The sequence below is a fragment of the Paenibacillus sp. JDR-2 genome, assembly GCF_000023585.1.
GTDB lineage: Bacteria > Bacillota > Bacilli > Paenibacillales > Paenibacillaceae > Pristimantibacillus.
Genome location: NC_012914.1, coordinates 4,543,238 through 4,565,620 on the forward strand (window position 1 = coordinate 4,543,238; position 22,383 = coordinate 4,565,620).

Here is a 22,383-nt window from a genome sequence, read left to right on the forward strand (position 1 = left end):
ATACCTTCTTATATAGAAGGTTATTTTCGGGAGGACATGCCATGGTAAAGCGTACGGGGAAGGTTCTGCAAATCGCATCCACTTATATTGGCACAATCGTAGGCGCCGGTTTTGCGACTGGACAAGAGATCTTGCAGTTTTTCACCCGCTTCGGCTATTGGGGTACACTGACGATCGCTGTCGCGACGGCGCTCTTTATATGGCTGGGCGGAAAAATGATGCTGATTGCCAGCGAAATCGGGGCGAAGTCCTACGAGGATCTGAACATTGCGTTGTTTGGCGATAAGTATGGGAAATGGATCAGCCATTTTATGCTGGTTGTTCTGCTGGGCGTAACGGCTGTGATGCTTGCAGGCGCGGGCACTATCTTTTACGAGAATTGGAATGTTTCCTATCAAACGGGATTGCTCGTCACCATTGCCGCTTGTTACTTCCTGCTTCGCAAAGGCATGAAAGCGATTCTGACGGTTAATGCGATTGTGGTGCCGATTATGCTGCTCTTCACCGCGCTAATTATGCTGGACACGTTCCAAACGCCTGAAGCCGATAGGTTCATTACGATTGCGACCGACCATTCGGTATGGGCGGCATGGGCTTCCCCATTCCTGTATACCGCCTTTAACCTGTCGATGGCGCAAGCCGTTCTTGTGCCGCTTGGATCGGAGGTTCAGGACCGTAAAACCATTGTGCTCGGCTCATGGATTGGCGGAATCGGAATTGGCATTATGCTGCTGGCCGGACATATTGCGTTATCCGTTCATATGCCCGGCATCCAGCAGTTTGCCATCCCGATGGGAGGCATCGCCAAGCAGCTTGGCCATATCGTGCAGTATATTTATATTTTCCTTATATTCGCCGAGATCTTTACGACGCTTATTGCAGACATTTACGGTCTGACCCTCCAGCTCCAGGAACGGCTGAAATGGTCGCGTCCGTTAATCACTTTGGGTATTCTCGCCTTCTGCTATTTTGCGAGCCAAATCGGCTTTGGCCCGCTGCTCTCGACGCTTTATCCGATTTTCGGCCTAATCAGCTTAGGCTGGCTATATCTGGTCATCCGACGAAAGATGGCTCACTAACGGCCGGCTTCTGCCAGGCAGTTCGATTTGCCTAGCATGAGGAATGCCATTCTGTAGAGCTGTCCGAATATGCTCATGGCAGGTAAACAGAAGCAATTGGCGAGATAACGACAATTCGCCAAGTAATTGCGCAACGGCGTGCAGGCGCTGGCGGTCAAAGTTAACAAACAAATCATCCAGCAGCAGCGGCATACCCGCTGCTGCTGTTCGTTCTACGGCAAGAGCAAGCCGCATAGCCAGATACACCAGCTCTGCTGTGCCTCGGCTTAACATCACGGAATCCACCAATCGGTTATCCGATGTCTCGAGCCGGATGGAAGGCTGATCCGGAGTCGTCATTACCCGGATATATCTTCCTTCCGTAAGTCTGCGTACAAATTCGCTGGCCAGCTTCAGCAAAGCAGGCTGCCGCTCTTCCTCATAAATTCGTTTCGTTGTCCGTATGAGGGAGGCGCTGACAGACAGTACGGCATAACGCTCGGCATCCCCGGTAATCCGGGCAAGCGTCATTTCCTTGACAGCCAGCAGCTCCCGGTGCTTCTCCTCCTGCAGCAAATGCTCCAGCTGCTGGCGAAGTCTGCCCCGTTTATCCAGCAGCTCCCCTTTACTCTCCTCCATCTGTTCAGCTTCCAATTGAAGCTGCTCAAAGAGCTGCTTCAATTCATCTCCGTCATGGCTGGACAACAGCAACTCCAGCTCATTTAACCGTTGCTCCGACATACCCGCCTTAATCTCAATCTGCAGCTTGTTCAGCTCGTTATCGATCGCTTCCAGCCGGCTCCGGTGAACCAGTATCGCGGCAAACTCGGCTTCGTTATTAAAGCCGGCAGCTTCTGTGAGAAGACGGATCGAAGAGTTGAGCTGCTGTTGCTTGTCCTGTACAGCCGTTAAGGCCAATTGCAGGGCTTGAAGCCGCTCATCCAGCCGGGCGGCTTCTTCCTGCGCCGCTGCCTGCCGGCGCAGCTCCGTTTGCAGGAGCCGCAAGGCCAGCCCGGGCTCCGCAGGGAGACGCTGCGCCGCGTCCGGGAAGGCGGCGCAAAGCTCCGCCGCGCGGACTTCGAACGCGGCGACCTGGGTGCTGGCCGCAGCGAGCTTCGCAGCGCGGCGGTCACGCTGCTGGAGTCGGTGCAAAGCTTGCTCGGCGAGCTCGAATATTTCAAGCGCTGCATCCGGCGACATGTCCGGCAGCGCTATCGCTTCCAGCCAGCCGCGCCATTGCCGGGCAGCGGCTGCACGCTCTTCCGCCGCGGCTGCGGCAGCCTCGCGGCGCTCGCCGGCGGCAGCGCGAAGCCGCGCATGCCGGCGAGCCAGCTCGGCATGGCCGGCGCCGAGCTGCTCGCTGCGCTGCAGCGCGGTGGCTCGCGCCTCGGCTGCGGCGCGCAGCTGCTCGCGGGCCGCGCCGGCCGCGTGCGGCGGCTCCGCCAGCAGCGCCGCGGCGGCTTCCGCGGGCGCGCTGACGAGCCCCGCGAGCGCTGCGCGGACGCGCTGCTCGCGCGCTTGCGCCGGCGCGGGGCCGCGAGTGCGCCGCGGCCTGCGCTTGGCGGCGCTGCGCCCGCGGGCCGCGGCTAGCGCCGCCAGCGCGAGCGCGAGCGCGCCTAGCGCAGCGGCAGCGCCGGCTGCGCCAGGGAATGCGCCGCCGCTAAGCGAAGCGGCGCCAAGGGCAACAGCGGCGCCGCCTGCCAGCGCCGCGCCAATCCATAGCGGGCCGGCAGAGCCCTGACCCGCTTCCTCCCGGGCGGCTGGTGCCTGCAGCCGCTCCAGCTCCCACTCGCGCAGCGCGGCGTCGCAGCTGTTCCAAGCTGCCCGCATAGCGTCGCTCGTCTGCGGCAGGAACCCGGCGCCGCCGAACACGTTGCGCCCGCCAGCTGCTGCTTCCGCATGCGCCAGTTCGGCTTCCGCCTCGGCAAGCTGTTGCGCGGCCTCCCTTTCCTGCTGGATAACGGCCTGCAGATCAGCGTTTAGTCGTTCCGAGCTGCGCCCCGCTTCCGCCTCAAGCTGTCTCTGCCCGCGCGCATATTCCCGGTCCGATACGGTCAACTGCAAATCCAACAGCTCTTGCTCTCCCCAATTCGGAGCAATACGGCCTAACAGCCGGGTTAAAGCTTCTGCGTCCGATTGCAGTTCGACTGTCAGCGTAATTTTTTCCTCTCTTAGAAGCTGCATCCGTTCGCTCTCGAGCAGCAATGCCTCAGCTTCCTCTTTTCGAACTAGCAGCTCTTTGTCTACCTGAATGGCCTGGCGCTTTTGCGTGAGCAGCTGCTCCTCTTGCTCAAGCTGTTCTTCCTCTTGCGCGCGGCTTCTTTGCTCATTCCTCAGCTCCTGCCAGCTATGCTCCGCTTCCGCCGTAATCCGCTCGGCACTTGCGATCGCTTCCCGCTCCCGGACGAGCTCCAGCTGTTTGAGCCATAAAGGCCTTATCGCATGGGCTTTCCCCGCAAGCTGAACGGCAGACTGCCGATGCGGCTGTTTTTCCTCAAGCTGTTCCAGCTCCCGATTATGCCGTTCAAGCTCTTGCTGGAGCCCATTATATACCTGAATAGCATCTGCCTGCTCCCGAAGCTCCTGCTCGGTCTTCTCCAGCGACTTCAACTGCTTATTGATCTGCTGGTTAACTCCGCGCGGCTTGAACAGCTGCTCCATTTCGAGCTGCAGCTTTTTCTCGGCGGCCGCAATAGCCTTGCCGTTCTCCCATCCGGCGTGGTACAAGTACCTCCCTAATTCCTCATGCGATAACGCTCCAACCTGCTGCAATTCCGTTAAGGTGATTGCATACAGCTCGCGAAACAGCTGCTCGTTTGTGCCTCCAAGGTACCGCTGCTCCCATTCCTCCTGGGTTGGCCAGCTCTCCTCGCCAGGTTGAAAATCATGCTCCGTCAGGCTAATCCGTCTAAGCTTCAGACGGCCTCCGTTCGCGTGGGCATACCGCTCCGCTATGCAGGTATGGCCTTCTGCATCCTGAAATACCAGCTGACCGCCATGAGTACCGCCATTAACTGGCTCCTGTCGTTCCGCAGGCTGATTCCGCCTTGCAAAACCGAATAAAATCGTCCGGATAAATCCGAACAACGTACTTTTCCCCGCTTCATTCATGCCATATAAAATAACTGAAGGACCATCCAACCTGCAGTTAAACCCTTGCAGCTGGCCGAAGCCGTCAATCCGGACTTCCAACAGCTTCATTCGTCCTTCCTCCCTTCTGCGGTCAGCAAGCCAAGCACATGCTCCCTAGCCTGCTCGAGCCAATGCTCGGGCAGCTCGTCCCAGTGTCCGCGGAGCAGCCTTCCCAGCTTGGCATGGCTGGAGAGTGGCGCAACAGCGGCTGCCGCTTCTTGCCTCCAAGCTTCCGAATCCCGCTCTAACCGCTGCGCCAGCCTGAACAACTCGCCGGCAAAGCTGTCCTCTTCCTCAAGCTCTGACAAACGGAGCTCCGCTCGCGTATTTCCTTCAAGCGCATAGACCCATGCGTGCAGTGAACCTTGCTGCAGCTGATCCAGCAAGGTCCGCACGGTAATCATCTCCGTTAGCTTGTGATGCAGCGGACCTTGCCCTTCCAGCGTCAAACGAACCATAACAGGCCGTCCGTCGCCTTCGGCGGCAAGCTGCTCCACCAGCTCTTCCATTTGCTGCAGCAGCTCCTGCTCCGTATGCAAACCGTTAATCGACAGCTCCGCGTCCAGCCAGCGTACGTCATCAAGCGGGATAAAGGTCAGCTGTACTGCCCGCGAAGCCGAGACCTCTGCCACATAACAGCCCTTAGGTCCGGTCTCCCGCGGATTGCGCCCTTGTATATTGCCTGAATAAACAACATGCGGGTATTCATGAAGTACTTTTCTTGTATGTATATGGCCAAGGGCCCAATAATCAAAGCCTTTGCCGGTTAGCTCCTCCAGCAAGCATGGCGCATAAGGATCATGGGAGGGATCTCCGTTAACGTTGCCATGCAGCAAAGCAATATGAAAAGGCGCCCCTTCAACCGGCGAATAACGGGCGGCAATATTTTCCGTTACATGCCGTTTCCCGTAAGACATCCCGTAAACAAAAGCAGCCAGCTCACCGTTTCTGCAGTAAGCCGGCCGATATTCCATGCCATTAGCGCCAAATTGCGTCACATTGGACGGCAGCTTCAGTTCCGCCTTTGCGCCGTTCAGCGGATCATGATTGCCGTGTATAACAAAAACGGATATCCCGTAGCGCTGCAGCCTTTCCCACTCTTTTAATAGAAGAAACTGCGCTTTAAGCGAACGGTCCGCTTCATCATACAAGTCGCCCGAGATTACGATAAAATCGACCTGCTCCTGAATTGCCGTATCCGATAACCGGCGCAAGGCGCTGAAGGTCGAAGCCATCAGCTTCTCCTTCAACGCATCCGGTACCTTGCTCATGCCGCGAAACGGGCTATCCAGATGCAGGTCCGCCGCGTGTATAAAACGAAAAGGAACCGTCACGATTATTCCTCCGGTTTCAACGATAAGTAAACTTTCTTCATCTGCGAGATTACACGCTGGAGCGAATAGACCTTTTTCGCCTTGTCCCAGCCGGAACGGGCCAGGTTGTATCGGTAAGTCGGATCCACCACAAGCTTCTCAAGCGCATCCGCAAGGGCAGGAGCATCTTCCGGCGGTACCAACAGGCCGTTTACGCCGTCTTCGATCTGCTCGGCGATACCGCCGACATTTGTTCCGACCAAGGCAAGCCAGCATAATGCCGCTTCGGCAAACACGGAGCCAAATGCTTCCGCGCGCGACGGCAGAACAAAAACGTCGAAGAAAGGCATGAACTCTTCCGGATGAAGCATATAGCCGTAGAAGATAATGTCATCGTATAAATCCAGCTCAACCGCCAGTTGCTCCAGCTCTTCCCGGATCGGACCGTCTCCGATAATATGAAGGACAAAAGGATGACCGCGATGTTTCAGCTCCGCGCAGGCATGCAGCAGAATATCCAGACCTTTTGCAGGTACCAGGCGGCATACCGTAATGAACTGCGGAACGGCGTTCTCGTGGGCAATCGGCTTGAAACGCTTCTCGTCGAAGCCGTTGGGAATAACCTTAATAGCGGAAGTATCCTTCATGTAAGGAGATAGATAAGTCCGGAAAGAATCCGATACCGTAAGCAGCCGGTCCAGTTTTGCTTCCAGCTCGCCATAGATCGAGGTCAGAAAGCGATGCGCTATGCTGTTTTCCTCGATTTTACCGTTCAAGACAAGCTCCCGTTCGAAGGAGGAGTGAATCGTCATCATGACCGGCGTATCCGGGAACAGCTGCTTCATGACAAGCGCCGCAATCGGATGATGCGCATGAATAATATCATAGGAACGCTTCAATCGCAGACGCGTCCACCAAATGTAGTCTCTCATCGTCTGTAAATATTTATCTACGATAGGATCACCGAGGAACGGTGTCACATCAAAGGTTTCGAATATAATGTCTTCTTGTCCTTTACCTCTTACCCGCTTCGGAAGCGAGAATAATTCCATTTGCCAGCCTAGTTTCAAAAAACGCTCTTGAATATATGGCACCATGGAGGACACGCCGCCCGGTTGTTCCGGCGGAAAAAATAAAGCCTGCAGTATGTTCAATGTCCTTCCTCCTAAAAAAAATTGTGAAACAATTTTTGCTTCGTAAGCATTTGCTTTTAAAAAAATTGTGAAACAATTTTTGCTTCGTAAGCATTTGCTTTAAAAAAATTGTGAAACAATTTTTGCTTCGTAAGCATTTGCTTAATAATTAGCACGCAAACTTTAATTTTACCCTGTCAAAATCCGATATCTTAATTATTAGATAGAATGCTTTATTAGGCAAATTCGTTCTGGGGTCATGCTTTTACCATCACTTAAATCATGATATATTAGAACATATGTTTCTGTAAAGCAACACTCCATAGGATATGGTGATACTCAATTATGACAATTTTAACCTGGCTAACCGGGCCTAACGGTCAACTTATTTCTTCTGCTTGTGTCATTATCATCCTTATATTGATGCTCTTCATGTCAACCCGGCTGTATACCAGCTACCGGAACAAACGCATCTACCGGCTTCTAACCCTTACGATCCCGCTGTTTATGGTGCAAAATACCATACTGGCAATGCTTGCTTATCCCGAGCAGAAGCTGCCGCCTTGGCTGCATATCGTTTCGATGATTTTGCAGATCGTCTCTTTCATCATTATAAACTTTGTATACATGAAATTATATACTCATCGCGGCGCGCAAATAAAAGTTATGCCTTTTGTTCTGCTAATCGTCTTAACCTTTGTTATTGCCGCGGCGCAGTCCGTATTCATGGATCCTTCGGATGACAACTTGCTGCCGGGAGGGCAATACCGTCTCCTTGGACTGGATTTCTACTCATTAATCGTAACCTTTATGATCCTGCTCGGCACCAAAGGCGCCGAGATGAACGGCAGGTTTTCAGCCAGCCTTATTACTTATTTTATTCTGGACCTGTCGAGAATTGCTGACGGTTACGTTTTTCACGGATCCGTGGATTGGCTGGTGCTGCTCAGTTATTTCCTTCCGGTCGTCTACTTCATGCAGCTATTCCTTTTGCTGTTCGAGTGGGTCATCGAACGTCTGATGATGACTTATCAATCGTCCATTACGGATGGCTTGACGGGCTTGTACAACCGGCGGCACTTCACTTCCAAGGCCGAACAGATTTTGCAGAGGCAAAAAGGTCTCGCCGTCATCTTCTGCGATATCGACAACTTCAAGAAGCTGAATGATACGCAAGGCCATCATAAGGCCGACGGCGTGCTGAAGCAGGTCGCTGAGATTATGAAGGAAGAGTCAGCAGGCATTGGCGCGGCCGGCCGATACGGCGGCGAGGAGCTGCTTGCTTGCATTTCGACCGACCGGGTAAAGCCGGACCGTGTCGCCGAATCGATCCGCAGCCGCGTTGAGAAAGAAACCATCGTTACGGTAAGCGTTGGCGTCAGCACCTCCAAGGACGGTAAGGAGGTCGTCCAGCTCATCAAGCTGGCGGACGAAGCCATGTACCATTCAAAAACAACCGGCAAGAACAAGGTTTCCTTATTCAGCTCTCTACCGTCCAGCAAGAAGAAGGCATTATCTACCTAAAACTAAACAGGGTCTGGTCTCGGATGGCAGCATGCCACTTAGGCCAGAGCCTCTTATTTTTTAGCCTCTGTTTACTCATCTGCTAACTGCCCTCTCCGGGTGCCGCAAGGCAAGCCGGCTATACCGGCAGCAGGCTTTTTACCTGCTACGCCCCCGTACGCCGCAAAGCCAGCTTGCTCCTACTGCACTCAGGCCGGCAACAAGAATGCCCGCATTTCCAATGGAATGCGGGCATCAACTATCACTTCCTTACCAATCCCGCCAGCAGTTGCCCCAATTCATTCACCGTACCTGCCAAATAAGTCGGCTCAGCCAGCTCCAGCTCTTCTTCGCTGCCATAACCGTAGCCAACGCCAACTGAGTCTATGCCATGGCGCTTGGCTCCGATAATATCATGCTTGCGATCACCGATCATCACCGCGTCTTCCGCGGACAGACCGCAGGAGAGAAGCACATGCTCGATAACCTCGCCTTTATCGACGCGGGTATTATCGAGGTTGCTGCCGCCGATAAACTCGAAAAATTCGTTTAGCTCGAAGTAAGCAATGATTTTTTCCGCGAAAAAGGTAGGCTTCGAAGTTGCGACATATAAGGAAGCCCCCTGCTCCTTCAGGGCAGCAAGCACTTCTTTAATGCCTTCGTACCGCTTGTTCTCGTACATGCCTCTTTCCGCGAAGTACTCCCGGTAGTATTTGATCGCCTCCGTGCACATCTCGTCCGTAAAGCCGTAGAACTCCTTAAACGAGCCGGCAAGCGGCGGTCCGATAAAGGGATCAAGCACGTCCAAATTATCGATTCGAATGCCGAATTTGCTTAGGGAATATTGAATAGCGCTTGTAATGCCCAGCTTGGGATCCGTTAATGTCCCGTCCAGATCGAATAAAATCGATGAATACGTCTTTGTCATAGAAGAGTCAGCACCTCGGATAATTGTTTGATTTCGAATTTCGCCTTAACGGGCGTCGCATTCGGCTTGCTATGCGGATTATACCAGCAAGTATCAATGCCGCTGTTCAGCCCGCCCTGAATATCGGAGGTCAGCGAGTCGCCAACGATAAGCACTCTGGTCGGATCGGTAATGCCAAGCTTATTAAACGTGTAATCGAAAATGCCGATATGAGGCTTCTGATAGCCCGTATCCTCCGACACGATAATATGCTCGAAATAGTGGTCCACGCCAGCCTTGGAAAAACGCGATAGCTGCACTTCCCGGATTCCGTTCGTAATAATCGCTAGTCTTACTTTGGAACGGAGCTCTTCCACCAGTTCCACGGCTCCGTCGATCAGATACGCGCCTGCTCCAAGATAACCGAGATAACGGTTGCTGAACTCCTCGGCTCCAATCGTAAGGCCCGTTCCGTTGAAAAGCCGGCTGAAGCGTTCTACGCGGAGCTCCGCGAGCGATATCGCCCCTTTTTCGAAGTCATTCCACAGCTCCTGATTAATGGTCCGGTAGAGAGCTACATAGTCGGTATCCGGCGATTGAACCCCGAATTCTTCAAACACGCTTGTCAGAGCGAAGTCCTCTGCTTTCTTGTAGTCGAATAGCGTATCGTCAGCATCAAATAATATCACGTCGTAGTTCATTGCAGTCAAACTCTCCTTGCTTTTCAATTGTCTTAAACTTCAAGTGTTCCTTGCAAAATCATCCTCGCTTGGCCGGCCAACAGAACGCGGCTGCCGTTCACGGCCACCTTCACGATACCGCCGCGCTTCGAAGCCTGATAACCCGTCAGCTCCTGTTTGCGTAACCTCCTGGTCCAATGCGGCGCAAGCGCGCAATGAGCCACGCCCGTAACCGGATCCTCCAAGATACCCGCATTCGGGAAAAAGACGCGCGCTACATAATCATATGGCGCACCGGCAGCCGCCTTAGCCGTTACAATGATCCCTCTTCCGCCTGCCGCAGCAAGCTGCTGCTGATCGGGTCTTAAACTGCGCACGGTTTGTTCGCTATCCACCTCAACGACATAATCCTGGCGGTTCTTGGCCGTATAACGCGGAATTAGCCCAAGACCTTGGATAATAGCTTCCGGCGCATTCACCGGCTTCGGCGTCTCTTCCGGATAGTCCATTGTCATCCAGCCGTCAATGGCATCATAAGTAACGGTCAGTACCCCGCTCTTCGTTACAAACCGGGCTGTCTGATCGAAACGAAGCCTCCCCGTGTGCCACAGCATATAAGCGGCTGCCAACGTGGCATGCCCGCCAAGGTCTGCCTCCGCCTCGGGAGTGAACCAGCGAAGGTCATAGCCGTCTTCGATCGGGACCAGAAAGGCTGTCTCGGGCAGGTTCATTTCCGCCGCCACCTGCTGCATCCACCGTTCATCCTCCGGCTTCTCGCATAGGCACACCGCTGCCGGATTTCCTCGGAATGGCTCGCTTGTAAAAGCATCCACCACATAGATCGGTTTCATATTCCGCCCTCCCTGTTATCCTTATTATAAACGACAACCGTAAACGACTGCATCCTTCCTTGGGAAAAGCGGCAGCAGATATGAAAAAACCTCTATCGCCGCGTCTCGAAGAGGAGCCGCCGCGAATAGAGGCAGGTTGTAATCTTATTATTCATCCCTTAGCGGAATTAGAAGCTCGACTTCTTCCTCTTCCCAATGGCGTTCGTTAATGTAAAATACTTCGATCGCAAGCGCGCTTTCGTGCTTGTTCAGCTTCCGCTCATTCATCCAAGCAAACAATTGCTCATAAGCTTCGCCAATCCTTTTATTCGAGGTAGCTACCATGGCGTAGCGGTGTTCCGGAATGGTGAATTGTACCATGCCCCTTGGAAGCTCCTCCATATGATACACCTCATAACACGCCCAATAGGAAGCAAACACTTCATTGCCGAAATACGGGCTGTACAGAACAGGTGATTTGGATACGGTATTCAATTCATGCTTGCGGGATAAAAAATCGCTCTGCAGCCGGATCGCTTCATCCGGAAATGCGGAATACGGACCGCAATAACTGATGCCCGCCAAATGAATAGCAGGCTTCGTAATGATGGAGCAGTTGTCCAAGCGAATTCCCCCTAAAAAATTGTAAGTCTACGCTGGGATGAGCTGATAATTCGCCAATAGTGTAACATGAATTACCATTTTCAGGATAGTATTTTAATTGTTTTTTCCGGACGTCCGCAAACAAAAAAGCCGGCTACGGAAGCCGGCTTAGAATGGTCTTACATATTGAAGACGAAGTCCTCGTCGCGCAGTTGCTCGATATGAACGGTACGCACATAACCGTTGCCTTTTTTCGAGAAGAAGTCATGCTGCTTGGTATGCGTGCTGATGCCGTTGAAGACGATCGGGTTGACCGGCTCTTCCGGGAAATATGGTTCAAAGCCCAGGTTCATCAGTGCTTTGTTCGCGTTGTAACGAACGTAAGCTTTTACATCCTCCTGCAGGCCAATCGGGCTGTACAGGTTATCCGTGTACACTACTTCGTTCTCGTACAATGTGTTCAGAAGGGCGAACACTTCTTCTTTCAGTTGAGCTTGCTCTTCCGGCGTAAATTGGTTAAACAGCTCTTGAGCCAGAACGCCGACATACAGGCCGTGGATACTTTCGTCGCGGAGGATCAGGTCGATAATCTCGCCGCTGCTTGTCATTTTTCCTTGACCAGCCAGATAGAGCGGGTAGAAGAAGCCGCTGTAGAACAGGTAGCTCTCCAGGAATACCGAAGCGGCCATCGCTTTGTACAGCTGCTGCTTGGTTTCAATGCCTTGGTACCAGGAAGATACCAAAGTCGCTTTCTTTTGCAGCTGCTCGTTTGTTTCAACCCATTGGAAGATCGCGTCGATTTCTTCCGTCGAAGCCAGCGTCGTGAAGATGCTGGAATACGATTTCGCATGGATCTGCTCCATCATCGACATAAACGCGAGTACCGCTTTGCGCTGCAGGCCGTCCACATGCTCGAGAATTTTCGGCATGCCCACGCCGCCTTGAATCGTATCGAGAAGCGTCAGTCCGCCCAGCACGTTTTTGTATACGGTGCGTTCGGTGTCGCTCATTTCCATCCAGTCCATTTTATCGTCGGAAAGTGGAATTTCTTCGTCTGTCCAGAACTGCATCACGTTCTGCTGCCAGAAGGTAAGCGTAAAATCGTCATCCGGACGGTTCCAGTTTACTGCTTTCATCAATCCTGCTCCTTTGGTTAAAGGCTGCTTTCCGATTCTCCTCTTCCGGCAGCCTTATCGTTAGTTCGAATTATACGGCGCAGCTTGTGCATTCCTCAACGGAAAGACGCTTCGTTCTCGTATAGTAGAGCGATTTGAGCCCCTTCTGAGCGGCATAGATGTAGAAGCGCGCCAATTCGCGGGTTGTTACGTTGCTGTTTACGTGAAGGACGGTCGAGATGCCTTGATCCACGTGCTGCTGAATTTCCCAAATCAGGTCAATCAGCTTGAATTGATCGATATTGTAAGCCGATTTGTAGTAGAAGTAGTTATCTTGAGCCAGGTAAGGCATCGGATAGTACGTCGTCGAGTTCGCGTAAGTACGTGTCTCGATATGCTCTACGATCGGCATAACGCTCGAAGTCGAGTTTTGGATGTACGAGATGCTTTGCGTTGGCGCGATAGCCAGACGGTAAGCATGGTACAAGCCGTTTTTTTGCACTTTCTCTTTCAAATCAGCCCAGTCCTGAGGAGACGGGATTTCCATGCCTTCGAACAGTTCTTTTACACTATCCGATGCTGGACGGAAGTCCGTTTCGATATAACGGGTGAAATAAGTGCCTTTTGCGTATTCGGAACGATCGAAATCCTTGAAGCTTGCGCCGCGTTCTTTGGCGATTTCCATGCTTTTCTCGATCGAGTAGTAGTTCATCATCATAAAGAATGCGCTCGCGAACTCTTTCGCTTCGTCGCTTTCGTAAGCAATCTTGTTCTTCGCGAAAAAGCCGTTCAGATTCATTGCGCCAAGGCCAACGGAATGAAGCTCTTCGTTTGCTTTGCGTACGCCCGGAGCGTTGTCGATCTCGGATACGTCGCTGACCGTAGTCAAAGCTTCGATGCCGACGTGTACGGATTCTTTAAGCTTTTTACGTTCCATAACGTTAACGATGTTCAGCGAAGCCAGGTTGCAGCTGATGTCGCGGCGGATCACATCGTCCATGCCGTAGTCGTTGATTGTCGAAGTCTCTTGCACCTGGAAAATTTCGGTACAGAGATTGGACATCTTGACTTGACCGATATCCTTTAAGGCGTGAACTCGGTTGGCGTTTGATTTGTTCATGATGTAAGGATAGCCGGACTCCAGCTGAATCGAAGCGATCTTTGTCATCATGTCGCGGGCGTTCATGACCGCTTTTTTCACAACTTTATCGTTAGCAAGCAGTTCTTCGTACATAACGTCCATATCCATGTCGTCGAGATGCTTGTCGTATGCTTTATGAACGGAATGAGGGCCAAAGACGTACAGCGTTTCGTTCTTTGCAGCCAGCTCGTAGAATTTATTAGGTATGATCAAGCCGATCGACAATGTTTTGATCCGTGTTTTCTCGTCGGCGTTAATTTTTTTACAATCCAGGAATTCGATGATATCCCAGCCGAAAATGTTGTAGTACCCTGCGCCTGAGCCTTTGCGCTGACCCATTTGGTCCGCGTAGGAGAATGCGTCCTCCATCAGCTTCAGTACCGGCATAACGCCTTTGGCAGCCCCTTCTACGCCTTTGATTGCCTCGCCGCGTCCGCGCAGCTTGGACAGGTTAACCGCTACGCCGCCGCCGATCTTCGACAGCTGCATGCAGGTGCCAAGAACGTAGTTGATAGAGTTCAAGGAATCGTCCATCTCAAGCAGGAAGCAGGATACCATCTCGCCGCGGCGGCTTTTGCCAGCGTTCAGGAACGTTGGAGTAGCCGGCTGCAGACGCTGCTCGATCATCGCTTCCGCGATGCGGAGCGCTTTGGCGCCGTCGCCTTCGCCAAGGTTCAAGGCAACGATTGCTACGCGGTCCGGATATTGCTCCAGATACTTCGATTTATCGTTAGTCTTCATTGCGTAGTCTTTGTAGAATTTCGAGATGGCCATATACGATTCGAACTGGAAGCCGCTGCTCTCGGTCAACGTGAACACCGCTTCAATCTGCTCATATGTATATTGGTCATATACATTCTCGTAAAAGTCATTCTCGATGAGGTAGTCCAGCTTCTCGCGGAGGGAACCGAATTTCACGCTTTTCGCTTCCACTTCCTCCATAAAAGCGGCTACCGCTTCTTTATCTTTATCCAATTGATAGAAGCCGTCCGCTCCTCGTTGCATCAATTCGTTGTTCAGCTCGATGTGTTTCAATATTTCGCACCCTTTCGACAAAGTATTCCATATCTTGATTCGTACCGGATAATTCAAACTTCGATAGGACCGGCACGTTGAACAGGCTAGAGATCGTGTCCGCGCTCTTCGCGAAGCCGTCTCCCCAGTTCCGATTGCCGCTTGCGGATACCCCTTGCAGATTATTGCTGTTGCGGTTCAAGAAATTCATGACGCGCTCCGGCACCTGACCAAATCCTGTCGTGTAGGTAACCAGCACGTAAGGCTCGTCCACTATGTCAAGCTCGCCAATGGGCACCGCTCTCATATTCAATTTATTGATAAAGCGTTTCACATTGCCTGTTCTTGAATCGTAGACTACCAGCATGCTTCTCTCTCCTTAAACGAAAAAGCAACGTCTATCACTGAAATTTCAGCAATATAAAAGCGCTTCTGACAGCAAAGATGTCAAATGCGCTAGTTGACAAAATCGTTGAAATCTGACTACACAACTCAATATGTAGTTGATGAATTTGATTCTACATCAAGATATAGGTCTCGTCAATGCAAATTATGGAGAAATTATTTATTTGGGCTTTTTCGACACTCGACTATTTTAACAGATGAAGATATGATGGGATAGTGACATTTTATTGCTAATATGGAGGTACGAATGGACAAGCAAACGACACCGGAGCAGCTGCGCGAAGCCGTGCTCCAGCTATTCCGGGATGCCGGGTATTCCGTGCCGGAACTGCTGCCTTACATAGATGGTTTGAGCCGGGAGAATGATCGTCTGAAGCAGGAATTGAAACGTTTGAGACTGGCGGCCGCCCGCGGATCGGCTTCCCCGGATTCTATGAACAGCAGATTGAAAGACGCATTGAGGGAGTAATTAATAGATCGGAATTTGGACGGCAAAGATTTATAGCAAAATCTATATCTAGTGTTCCCCAATCAAAAATTATGTCGAATAACCCTGTTGCATCTGCGACTTATTCTGATAAAATAATACAACCATTGAAGTAAAGGTAAGGGATAAGTCATGGATAGAGGGTTCATTACGGTCATTATCGGACCGATGTTTTCGGAGAAGTCAGGAGAGCTCATCCGCCGCTGCCAGAAGCTGATGAAATACGGCCGCAAGCAGGTTAGGGCTTATAAGCCGGCCGAGGATGACCGATTCAGCAATGAGGAGATCGTCAGCCGGATCGGCTACCGGCTTCCCGCAACAAGCGTACCGCGCGCGCTCCCGGCATCATCGGTTGAACAAATTCTGCTCGAGTCGAAAGATGCCGATGTCGTGGCGTTTGACGAAGCGTCCTTCTTTGGGAAGCCTATCATCGCTCTGGTAGAAGAGCTGGCTTATCAAGGAAAACACATTATCGTAGACGGTCTAAATATGGACTACCGGGGCAAAGAATTCGGTTATATCGGCGGCTTGCTGGCGATTGCCGACGAAATTGTGAAGCTGACGTCATTCTGCGCCGTGTGCGGCGATGCCAATGCAACCTTCACCCAACGTATCGTCAACGGCAAGCCAGCCAAGCTTGGACCGGTCTTCCTCATCGGCGATACGGAGAGCTACGAGCCCCGCTGCCGCTCCTGCTTCGTACCTCCGCACAAAGTGACGGGCGATGATGCGGAAGAGCTCACAGACACGATTACAGCCTCTCAACTATAAACGGCTACGCTGTCTTAGGTGAGGCTGCATACGATTAGTAGAAGGAATATAAACAGGGTTGTCTCCTGTCACTTGAAGTGACGGAAGACAACCCTGTTTGCTTTTAAAATCTCAACCTCATCATTTAACAGCTGCAAAGAACAACCGCTCCGAACGGTCTCCCGCAGGCTCGAGTTCAAAGTCCGCATAGCAGTCAACCGTGCGGAAGCCCGCACGCTTCAAGGCTGCTTCCATCCAGCCGCGGCCGTACGCCCGCTGTTCGTGCATTTCTTCGAAGCGCTCGAACTTCCCGCTTTTCTCCTCGGCGAATATGGTCAGATGATGCTCGATCTGCAGTCTGGACTCATCGAGCTCGCAAGTCCATATATAAGCAACCTCGTCCTCGTCCAGCACAAAAGGCTGCTCCTCCGCGTAACGAAGGAATACTTTCGGATCATGGACATCAAACAGGAAAAGTCCGCCCTCGCGCAAATTATCGTAAGCCGCCTTAAAGGCTGCCTCCACATCTTCTTCCTCGGTCAGATAGTTCACGCAATCGCAGAACGAAATCACCGAATCGACGGGCTCCGCAAGCGTCCAGTCCCGCATATCCTGCTCCAGCCAGGTTACGTTCCCCCGTGCGCGGGCCATTTGCGTGGAAGCTTCATTCCATTTGCTGCTAGCAACGGTCAGCATATCGGCTGACAGGTCGATGCCGTACACCTCCAGCCCGGATAAGGCCAGAGGAATCGCAATGCTGCCTGTACCGCAGCCGAGATCCGCAACGGTCTTAGGCATACCGTAACGCTCCCAGCTGTCATGGGCGAATTGCAGCCAGTCTTCATAAGGCATGTCCTGCATCAGCCGGTCGTAGACCGATGCAAATTGACCGTATGCATCCATGCCGTTATTCCTCCGAAGGCTTAGCAGACGCAGCAGCATCCGAACCGGCATCATCCGCTTTGGCCGGATCCGCCAGATAAGTCCAGCTTCCTTTTTGCGTAATGAGGCCATCCCTCATCAGCTTCCCTAAAGCGCGCTTGAAGGCCGATTTGCTGATGCCAAAGCGCTGCTTGACCGTATCCGCAGGCGTTTCGTCGGAGTAAGGCATGCCGCCGCCCGGACGCTCCTTCAGGAAAGCGAGAATGCGGTCCGCATCCTCTAGCCGCCCTTCCTGCTTCAGCTTCGCCATCGACAGATTTACTCGTCCGTCTTCGCGGATAAACGTTACGCGCGCGGATACCCGCTCGCCAAGGCGAAGCGGACGAACACGCTCGGGTGCCGGAATCAGTCCGTATACGCCAAAGCCAACCACGCCGCCGTCAACAAGCACAAACGAGCCCATCTGGAGCGATTTTGTGACCCAGCCTTCCACCCATTGGTTGCGCCACGATTGAGGAGCCTCGAATACAAGCGGTCCAAGCTCGTCCTCGCCAGCCGTTCTGGCGAGCAAGCGTCCGGCTTTGTCATGACCAAGCACAACATGAACTTCGTCGCCCGGCAGCGGACGGAACTCCATCTTCTCCGGCAGCTCGGAAATCGGAAGCAGCAGCTGCCGTCCCAGTCCAAACTCAAGGAAACAGCCGAGACGCGGATGTACGTCGGCAACCTTCAGCCGTGCCATCTCTCCAAGTAGGATCTTTGGACGCTTCATCGTTGCGGCAATCCGGTCCTCGGAATCATAGAAAATGAAGACCTCTACTTCATCGTTCATTTTCGGCTTCTTGCCAACCAGCTCGGTATAGTGCAGAAGCACCTCCGACTCTTCATCGGTCAAGAAATAGCCGTAGGGCGACACTTCGCGTGCCACCCTTAACGTTACAATCGTACCGGCTGTCAGACTCATGCGAACTCCACTACCTTCGCATCGGACCACAGGCGTTCGATATTGTAGTAATCGCGTTCATCGCGGTGGAACACATGGACGATAACATCGCCAAGGTCAATCAGTACCCAGCGTGCCGAATCCATGCCTTCAATTCCTTTTACGCGTACGCCGCGCATTTCCGCCTGTTTGCGGATTTCAGTCGTAATCGCCTGTACCTGTGTATCGGAGTTACCGTGGCAGATAACGAAATAGTCAGCCACCAGCGAGATTTCTTTCAAGTTTAATGCTACGATGCGATGCGCTTTCTTGTCTTCCGCAGCCGCCACCGTAATTTGCATCAATTCATCCGAATGTACGGTCATAGCTCAGCCTCCTTGTTTTTGCTGTTCAATTAAATCATTGCGGGATTCCACCGTAAGGGGATAAATCCGGTTCCCTTTCTCGAGCAGGAAAAAGATCGTTGAATCAAAACCCGCGATAAGCGCCTGTTCAAGACTTGTCTCGCTCAGCTCGCGTATGCGGTCGATTCCGGGAAAGTCGCGTCCCGGTTCCATATAATCGGCTAGACAAACCACTTTGTCCAGCTTGGTCATTCCTACCCGCCCGGAAGTATGATACCGGATGGCATCCAGCACTTCCCGATCCTTCACGCCATATTCGTGCTCGGCTACCCAGTAGCCGACTTCGGCATGCCATAATGCCTTATCATGGTTCAGCAGCCCTTGGTCAAGCTGCTGCTCCCGAATAATCTGTTCCATCTTCGCAATCGGCCAATATTTGGCCACGTCGTGCAGGATAGCCGCAAGCTCGGCTTTTACCGGATCTTCCCCGAATCGCCCGGCAAGGATAATAGAAGTTTCCATAACTCCTTCTACATGCTTCCAGCGCTTCTCCGGCATTTGCGATTTGACCGATTCGATCATTTGTTCACGATTCATAAAGCCCTCTCCCCTTTATAAACTGTTGAACGGTGTCCGGCACCAGATAAGCAATCGAACGCCCCGCATATACTCTGCTTCGGATCTCCGTGGACGATATGCCGATCGGCGGCATGGCCGCCATCGTCACGCGCCGACGAAGGTATTCCGGCAGTTCATCCAGCTGCACCGCCGTCCCTTCCCGCTCCAGTCCAATGAAGGTAATCAGCTCCGCCAGTTCTTCTATACGATGCCATTTGGGCAGATCGTTAATCCGGTCCGAACCGATAATATAGGAAAAAGCTTTATCCGGGTACCGTTTCTTCAGTTCCAGCACCGTGTCGATGGAATAACTCATTCCGCCGCGCTCCAGCTCGATATCAAGTGCTTTGAAGGCCGGGTTGCCTCCCAGCGCTTCCTGGACCATCTGAAGTCTCAGCTTGCTGCTCGCACCCGGCTGATTATCCTTAAGCGGCGGCTGATAGGTCGGAATAAACCACACCTCGTCCAGCCCGCAGCCGTCACGAGCTGCTTCAGCCGCAATCAGATGTCCGGTATGAACCGGATCAAATGTTCCGCCCATAATGCCGATTCTGTTCATTAAGCGCTACCCATCCTTTCGGGCAACGCGTTATTTCGCCGCAGCCTTAGGCAGCTCGATCTTGCGGTACTTTTCTTCGGTCGCTTGCTTGTACAGAACAATCGTTTTTCCGATAACCTGTACCAGCTCGGCACCGGCAGCTTCCGCTACTTCCGCACCGATCTCTCTAGGATCGTCCATACAGTTGTTCAGTACCGAAATCTTGATCAGTTCACGTACTTCAATCGCTTCCTCAATGTGACGGACAAGCTGATCGTTGGTGCCGCCTTTGCCTACCTGGAAGATCGGCTGAAGATGATGGGCCAGCGATCTGAGGTGACGTTTTTGTTTGCCTGTTAACATGGTAGTTCCTTCTTTCATCTCTATAGGTTGTCTTTAATGTTGCATAGAACTAGACAAGGGATTGCAATACCGTCTCGCGCATCGCGGCTGCCGGAGCTTGCTGCCCTGTCCAATATTCGAAGGCGTAAGCCCCCTGATAAATAAACATGCCGAGTCCGCCATGCACGCGGCAGCCATGCCGCTCAGCGTCCAGCAGGAACTTCGTGCGCAGCGGATTGTAAATCAGATCGCTTGCAACGGCGCCTGGCTTTAGCCATGCCGCGTCAATCGGGGTTGCATCGGTATTCGGATGCATGCCAACCGAGGTCGTGTTAATGACAATATCCGCTTCTTTGCAGGCAGCCTGCAGCCCATCGTTTGCAATGGCCCGGATATCCGCCAGGGACCGGAACGATTGCGCAAGCTCTTCAGCCCGCTCCACCGAACGGTTGGCGATTGTAATGCCCGAAGGCTGCTCGCCGGCGAGCGCGTACACGATTCCGCGCGATGCGCCACCTGCGCCAATGACGAGTATCCGCTTGCCCGCGAGCTCCGGCTCCGCTTCTTCCTTCAAGGACCGGACATATCCGATTCCGTCCGTGTTATATCCGGTCAAACGGCCATTATCGTTCACAATCGTGTTGACTGCTCCGATCGCCTGCGCGCCCGCGTCAATCTCATCCATATACTTCATAATATCCAGCTTATGGGGTATCGTCACATTGACTCCCCGAATGCCCATCGCCCGAATGCCCGCAACAAATTCTCCTAGCTTGTCGGGCGAAATATGAAAGGCCATGTAGGCTCCGTTAATTCCCGTCTCGCGAAAGGCGCGATTCATCATAATCGGTGATTTCGAATGACGAACCGGATCTCCAATTACGCCATACAGCACCGTTTGGCTGTCAATACGGTTTCCCGTAATCCCATTGTCAAGCGCGGATACCGTCAATGTTCCCGTTCCCCTCTCTTCTATACAAGCGAATCGCGAAGCAGGACCTTGATACCCTTAGGCGCATAGATGTCCACGATCGCGCCGGAAGTGCCGTTCGCCTGAATCCAGCCCATGCCGGATACGAAAATATCCTTCTTCGCTCCCCGCGGAATGCGAATCGAATGGCGGGTCCACGCCGGCATTTCATCCAGTTCTTCACGCGACGGACCGCCAAGCAGCTCTCCTCGGTGGTCTGCGTACAGCTCTTCAGCCCGCTCCAGCTTTGTGCGGTGCACATGAAGAGCATTGGAGATATAGAAAGTAAACGATTGACGCTCACCTTCAACAAAGTCGAACCGGACCAAGCTGTTGATAAACAACGACTGCTGATCATTTAATTGGTAAACCAGCGGTTTGATCGGCTTATCCGGCAGCAAAGCCTGAAGGAAGCCGCGCGGAACGATTTCCGTCATCCGGGTAGGATACACAATCCCAGGCGTATCGATAATCGACTTGCCGTCATCGAGTGGAATATGGACCGCGTCAAGCGTGGTTCCCGGGTAACGGGAAGTCGTCAGTTCACGTTCCATATCGCTGTAGTCATGGATAAGACGGTTAATCAATGTCGATTTGCCGACATTGGTTGCTCCAACGACATAGACATCGCGGTCTTTCCGGTGACGCTCTATCGCTTCAATAACATGCTCGAAGCCGATATTCCGTTTGGCGCTGCAGAGCACGATATCTACCGTACGCAGCCCTTCTGCCTTCGCCTGCTTCTGAACCCAGTTCCGTAGACGGTTCAGATTAACCGACCGAGGCAGCAGATCAACCTTGTTGACCACCAGCACTACCGGATTATTGCCTACAAAACGCTGCAGGCCGGAAATCAGACTGCCCTCAAAATCAAATAAGTCGACAATATGGACAACCAAGCTGTCCGTCGACCCGATGCTGCCGAGCAGGCGCAAGAAATCATCCTGATCGACCGTTATCGATGAAGCTTCATTATAATTACGAATACGGAAGCATCTTTGGCAAATAACCGGCTCCCGGCTTAATGCCGCTTCGGGCAAGTAGCCCGACTCTTCCGGATGCTCCGTCTGGAGCTTTACTCCGCAGCCTGCGCATGCATGCGACTGACTATGCTGCTCTTCTCTCACTTCGTCTCCCCCTCATACCATGTCCCTTTTTTACGCAAACGGGAAAGAACAAACCGTTCGATTCTCCTGTTCACGCGGGTCATTATTCCTTCGTCAGCAGGAGCAATCGGCGTGACCAGAATCGTATACAAACCCATACGTTTCCCGCCGAGTACATCCGTGAGCATCTGGTCGCCGAGCACAACGGTCTGCTCCACGGGCAGCCCCAGCACGCTCAATGCTTTATGGAACGCTTTATTCGCCGGCTTGCGCGCGGCATGAATAAACGGAATGCCCAGCGGATCAGCGAATTTGGACACTCTCGTCCTGTTATTATTCGACACAATGACAACTTTAAAGCCATAATCCCGAACTTGTTCCAACCATGTCGTGAGCTGTGGCGTTGCAAGCGGCTCACGCGCTCCAACGAGCGTATTATCAAGATCGGTGATAATTCCGCGGACACCTTTTTTATATAACTCGTCCAGCTGAATATCGTACACCGAATTTACTCGTAAATGCGGCAATAATCTTTCGAACATGCTGCCTTGCCCCCTCGAACTTTCGCT

General features: G+C 52.6%; 23 protein-coding genes. 4 read left to right on the forward strand and 19 right to left on the reverse strand.

The window, feature by feature from the left end:
- Positions 1 to 41: 41 nt before the first annotated feature.
- Positions 42 to 1,079, forward strand: a complete 1,038-nt coding sequence (locus tag PJDR2_RS20175) for a membrane protein (protein ID WP_015845571.1) — start codon at positions 42 to 44, stop codon at positions 1,077 to 1,079.
- On the opposite strand, the gene PJDR2_RS20180 is transcribed toward PJDR2_RS20175, so the two are convergent.
- The 3 genes from PJDR2_RS20180 to PJDR2_RS20190 are packed head-to-tail and all read right to left on the reverse strand — an operon-like array spanning position 1,044 to position 6,657.
- Positions 1,044 to 4,259, reverse strand: coding sequence for an AAA family ATPase (locus tag PJDR2_RS20180; RefSeq protein WP_015845572.1), 3,216 nt, complete (start codon positions 4,257 to 4,259; stop codon positions 1,044 to 1,046). The two genes, PJDR2_RS20175 and PJDR2_RS20180, sit on opposite strands and share 36 nt — an antisense overlap.
- On the reverse strand, positions 4,256 to 5,524 hold the full coding sequence (locus tag PJDR2_RS20185; protein ID WP_015845573.1) for a metallophosphoesterase family protein: 1,269 nt from the start codon (positions 5,522 to 5,524) through the stop codon (positions 4,256 to 4,258). The genes PJDR2_RS20180 and PJDR2_RS20185 overlap by 4 nt, the downstream gene beginning before the upstream one ends.
- A 2-nt stretch (positions 5,525 to 5,526) precedes the next feature.
- Positions 5,527 to 6,657 carry a glycosyltransferase family 4 protein gene (locus tag PJDR2_RS20190; RefSeq protein ID WP_015845574.1) on the reverse strand — a complete coding sequence of 377 codons (1,131 nt, stop codon included), beginning with the start codon at positions 6,655 to 6,657 and terminating at the stop codon, positions 5,527 to 5,529.
- A 324-nt stretch (positions 6,658 to 6,981) separates the two neighbouring features.
- Here PJDR2_RS20190 and PJDR2_RS20195 point away from each other — a divergent pair, with 324 nt between their 5' ends.
- The gene (locus tag PJDR2_RS20195) at positions 6,982 to 8,160 is read left to right on the forward strand and encodes a GGDEF domain-containing protein (protein ID WP_015845575.1); all 1,179 of its coding nucleotides are present in this window, start codon (positions 6,982 to 6,984) and stop codon (positions 8,158 to 8,160) included.
- Positions 8,161 to 8,401: 241 nt separating this feature from the next.
- On the opposite strand, the gene PJDR2_RS20200 is transcribed toward PJDR2_RS20195, so the two are convergent.
- From PJDR2_RS20200 to nrdI, 7 genes are all read right to left on the reverse strand, one after another.
- Entirely contained in the window at positions 8,402 to 9,067 is a 666-nt protein-coding gene (locus PJDR2_RS20200; protein WP_015845576.1) for an HAD family hydrolase, read from the reverse strand.
- Entirely contained in the window at positions 9,064 to 9,747 is a 684-nt protein-coding gene (locus PJDR2_RS20205) for a YjjG family noncanonical pyrimidine nucleotidase (RefSeq protein WP_015845577.1), read from the reverse strand. The genes PJDR2_RS20200 and PJDR2_RS20205 overlap by 4 nt, the downstream gene beginning before the upstream one ends.
- 32 nt (positions 9,748 to 9,779) lie before the next feature.
- A complete protein-coding gene (locus PJDR2_RS20210) occupies positions 9,780 to 10,577 on the reverse strand; it encodes a PhzF family phenazine biosynthesis protein (RefSeq protein WP_015845578.1) in 798 nt (265 codons plus the stop codon).
- 147 nt (positions 10,578 to 10,724) lie between these two features.
- Positions 10,725 to 11,180 carry a GyrI-like domain-containing protein gene (locus PJDR2_RS20215; protein ID WP_015845579.1) on the reverse strand — a complete coding sequence of 152 codons (456 nt, stop codon included), beginning with the start codon at positions 11,178 to 11,180 and terminating at the stop codon, positions 10,725 to 10,727.
- A 158-nt stretch (positions 11,181 to 11,338) separates the two neighbouring features.
- Positions 11,339 to 12,295 (reverse strand): class 1b ribonucleoside-diphosphate reductase subunit beta, encoded by a 957-nt coding sequence (nrdF, locus tag PJDR2_RS20220; RefSeq protein ID WP_015845580.1) that lies wholly within the window; start codon positions 12,293 to 12,295, stop codon positions 11,339 to 11,341.
- A gap of 70 nt (positions 12,296 to 12,365) precedes the next feature.
- A complete protein-coding gene (nrdE, locus tag PJDR2_RS20225) occupies positions 12,366 to 14,450 on the reverse strand; it encodes a class 1b ribonucleoside-diphosphate reductase subunit alpha (protein WP_041613527.1) in 2,085 nt (694 codons plus the stop codon).
- Positions 14,383 to 14,796, reverse strand: coding sequence for a class Ib ribonucleoside-diphosphate reductase assembly flavoprotein NrdI (gene nrdI, locus PJDR2_RS20230; protein WP_015845582.1), 414 nt, complete (start codon positions 14,794 to 14,796; stop codon positions 14,383 to 14,385). Before nrdI ends, nrdE begins: the two co-directional genes overlap by 68 nt.
- A gap of 285 nt (positions 14,797 to 15,081) precedes the next feature.
- Between nrdI and PJDR2_RS20235 the strand changes: the two genes are divergently transcribed.
- Entirely contained in the window at positions 15,082 to 15,303 is a 222-nt protein-coding gene (locus PJDR2_RS20235; RefSeq protein ID WP_015845583.1) for a hypothetical protein, read from the forward strand.
- 150 nt (positions 15,304 to 15,453) lie between these two features.
- Positions 15,454 to 16,092, forward strand: coding sequence for a thymidine kinase (locus PJDR2_RS20240; RefSeq protein WP_015845584.1), 639 nt, complete (start codon positions 15,454 to 15,456; stop codon positions 16,090 to 16,092).
- Positions 16,093 to 16,212: 120 nt separating this feature from the next.
- Here the strand turns inward: PJDR2_RS20240 and PJDR2_RS20245 are convergent, their stop codons facing one another.
- Genes PJDR2_RS20245 through PJDR2_RS20285 form a run of 9 tightly spaced genes read right to left on the reverse strand, consistent with a single transcriptional unit; the run spans position 16,213 to position 22,356 of the window.
- On the reverse strand, positions 16,213 to 16,974 hold the full coding sequence (locus tag PJDR2_RS20245) for a class I SAM-dependent DNA methyltransferase (RefSeq protein ID WP_015845585.1): 762 nt from the start codon (positions 16,972 to 16,974) through the stop codon (positions 16,213 to 16,215).
- Between the two features lie 4 nt (positions 16,975 to 16,978).
- Positions 16,979 to 17,917, reverse strand: a complete 939-nt coding sequence (locus PJDR2_RS20250; protein WP_015845586.1) for a S1 RNA-binding domain-containing protein — start codon at positions 17,915 to 17,917, stop codon at positions 16,979 to 16,981.
- Positions 17,914 to 18,261, reverse strand: coding sequence for a ribosome silencing factor (gene rsfS, locus PJDR2_RS20255; RefSeq protein WP_015845587.1), 348 nt, complete (start codon positions 18,259 to 18,261; stop codon positions 17,914 to 17,916). The genes PJDR2_RS20250 and rsfS overlap by 4 nt, the downstream gene beginning before the upstream one ends.
- Positions 18,262 to 18,264: 3 nt before the next feature.
- Positions 18,265 to 18,837 (reverse strand): bis(5'-nucleosyl)-tetraphosphatase (symmetrical) YqeK, encoded by a 573-nt coding sequence (gene yqeK, locus PJDR2_RS20260; RefSeq protein ID WP_015845588.1) that lies wholly within the window; start codon positions 18,835 to 18,837, stop codon positions 18,265 to 18,267.
- Positions 18,827 to 19,417: a nicotinate-nucleotide adenylyltransferase gene (nadD, locus tag PJDR2_RS20265; RefSeq protein ID WP_015845589.1), complete on the reverse strand. Its 591-nt coding sequence runs from the start codon at positions 19,415 to 19,417 to the stop codon at positions 18,827 to 18,829. The genes yqeK and nadD overlap by 11 nt, the downstream gene beginning before the upstream one ends.
- A gap of 30 nt (positions 19,418 to 19,447) precedes the next feature.
- The gene (gene yhbY / locus PJDR2_RS20270) at positions 19,448 to 19,759 is read right to left on the reverse strand and encodes a ribosome assembly RNA-binding protein YhbY (RefSeq protein WP_015845590.1); all 312 of its coding nucleotides are present in this window, start codon (positions 19,757 to 19,759) and stop codon (positions 19,448 to 19,450) included.
- Between the two features lie 49 nt (positions 19,760 to 19,808).
- The gene (gene aroE, locus PJDR2_RS20275) at positions 19,809 to 20,690 is read right to left on the reverse strand and encodes a shikimate dehydrogenase (RefSeq protein WP_015845591.1); all 882 of its coding nucleotides are present in this window, start codon (positions 20,688 to 20,690) and stop codon (positions 19,809 to 19,811) included.
- Between the two features lie 20 nt (positions 20,691 to 20,710).
- Positions 20,711 to 21,835, reverse strand: a complete 1,125-nt coding sequence (gene yqeH / locus PJDR2_RS20280; protein ID WP_015845592.1) for a ribosome biogenesis GTPase YqeH — start codon at positions 21,833 to 21,835, stop codon at positions 20,711 to 20,713.
- Complete coding sequence (locus PJDR2_RS20285; RefSeq protein WP_015845593.1) at positions 21,832 to 22,356, reverse strand: YqeG family HAD IIIA-type phosphatase; 525 nt, start codon at positions 22,354 to 22,356, stop codon at positions 21,832 to 21,834. Before PJDR2_RS20285 ends, yqeH begins: the two co-directional genes overlap by 4 nt.
- Positions 22,357 to 22,383 lie beyond the last annotated feature (27 nt).

Excerpts from the sequence above, each read along its gene's own strand:
- PJDR2_RS20180 (WP_015845572.1), bottom strand. The coding sequence starts at position 4,259 with ATGAAGCTGTTGGAAGTCCGGATTGACGGCTTCGGCCAGCTGCAAGGG.
- PJDR2_RS20200 (WP_015845576.1), bottom strand. The coding sequence starts at position 9,067 with ATGACAAAGACGTATTCATCGATTTTATTCGATCTGGACGGGACATTA.
- PJDR2_RS20285 (WP_015845593.1), bottom strand. The coding sequence starts at position 22,356 with ATGTTCGAAAGATTATTGCCGCATTTACGAGTAAATTCGGTGTACGAT.
- PJDR2_RS20205 (WP_015845577.1), bottom strand. The coding sequence starts at position 9,747 with ATGAACTACGACGTGATATTATTTGATGCTGACGATACGCTATTCGAC.
- PJDR2_RS20245 (WP_015845585.1), bottom strand. The coding sequence starts at position 16,974 with ATGGATGCATACGGTCAATTTGCATCGGTCTACGACCGGCTGATGCAG.
- PJDR2_RS20240 (WP_015845584.1), top strand. The coding sequence starts at position 15,454 with ATGGATAGAGGGTTCATTACGGTCATTATCGGACCGATGTTTTCGGAG.
- PJDR2_RS20250 (WP_015845586.1), bottom strand. The coding sequence starts at position 17,917 with ATGAGTCTGACAGCCGGTACGATTGTAACGTTAAGGGTGGCACGCGAA.
- nrdF (WP_015845580.1), bottom strand. The coding sequence starts at position 12,295 with ATGAAAGCAGTAAACTGGAACCGTCCGGATGACGATTTTACGCTTACC.
- rsfS (WP_015845587.1), bottom strand. The coding sequence starts at position 18,261 with ATGACCGTACATTCGGATGAATTGATGCAAATTACGGTGGCGGCTGCG.
- nadD (WP_015845589.1), bottom strand. The coding sequence starts at position 19,417 with ATGAACAGAATCGGCATTATGGGCGGAACATTTGATCCGGTTCATACC.
- PJDR2_RS20175 (WP_015845571.1), top strand. The coding sequence starts at position 42 with ATGGTAAAGCGTACGGGGAAGGTTCTGCAAATCGCATCCACTTATATT.
- PJDR2_RS20210 (WP_015845578.1), bottom strand. The coding sequence starts at position 10,577 with ATGAAACCGATCTATGTGGTGGATGCTTTTACAAGCGAGCCATTCCGA.
- yqeK (WP_015845588.1), bottom strand. The coding sequence starts at position 18,837 with ATGAATCGTGAACAAATGATCGAATCGGTCAAATCGCAAATGCCGGAG.
- PJDR2_RS20235 (WP_015845583.1), top strand. The coding sequence starts at position 15,082 with ATGGACAAGCAAACGACACCGGAGCAGCTGCGCGAAGCCGTGCTCCAG.
- yhbY (WP_015845590.1), bottom strand. The coding sequence starts at position 19,759 with ATGTTAACAGGCAAACAAAAACGTCACCTCAGATCGCTGGCCCATCAT.
- nrdI (WP_015845582.1), bottom strand. The coding sequence starts at position 14,796 with ATGCTGGTAGTCTACGATTCAAGAACAGGCAATGTGAAACGCTTTATC.
- PJDR2_RS20195 (WP_015845575.1), top strand. The coding sequence starts at position 6,982 with ATGACAATTTTAACCTGGCTAACCGGGCCTAACGGTCAACTTATTTCT.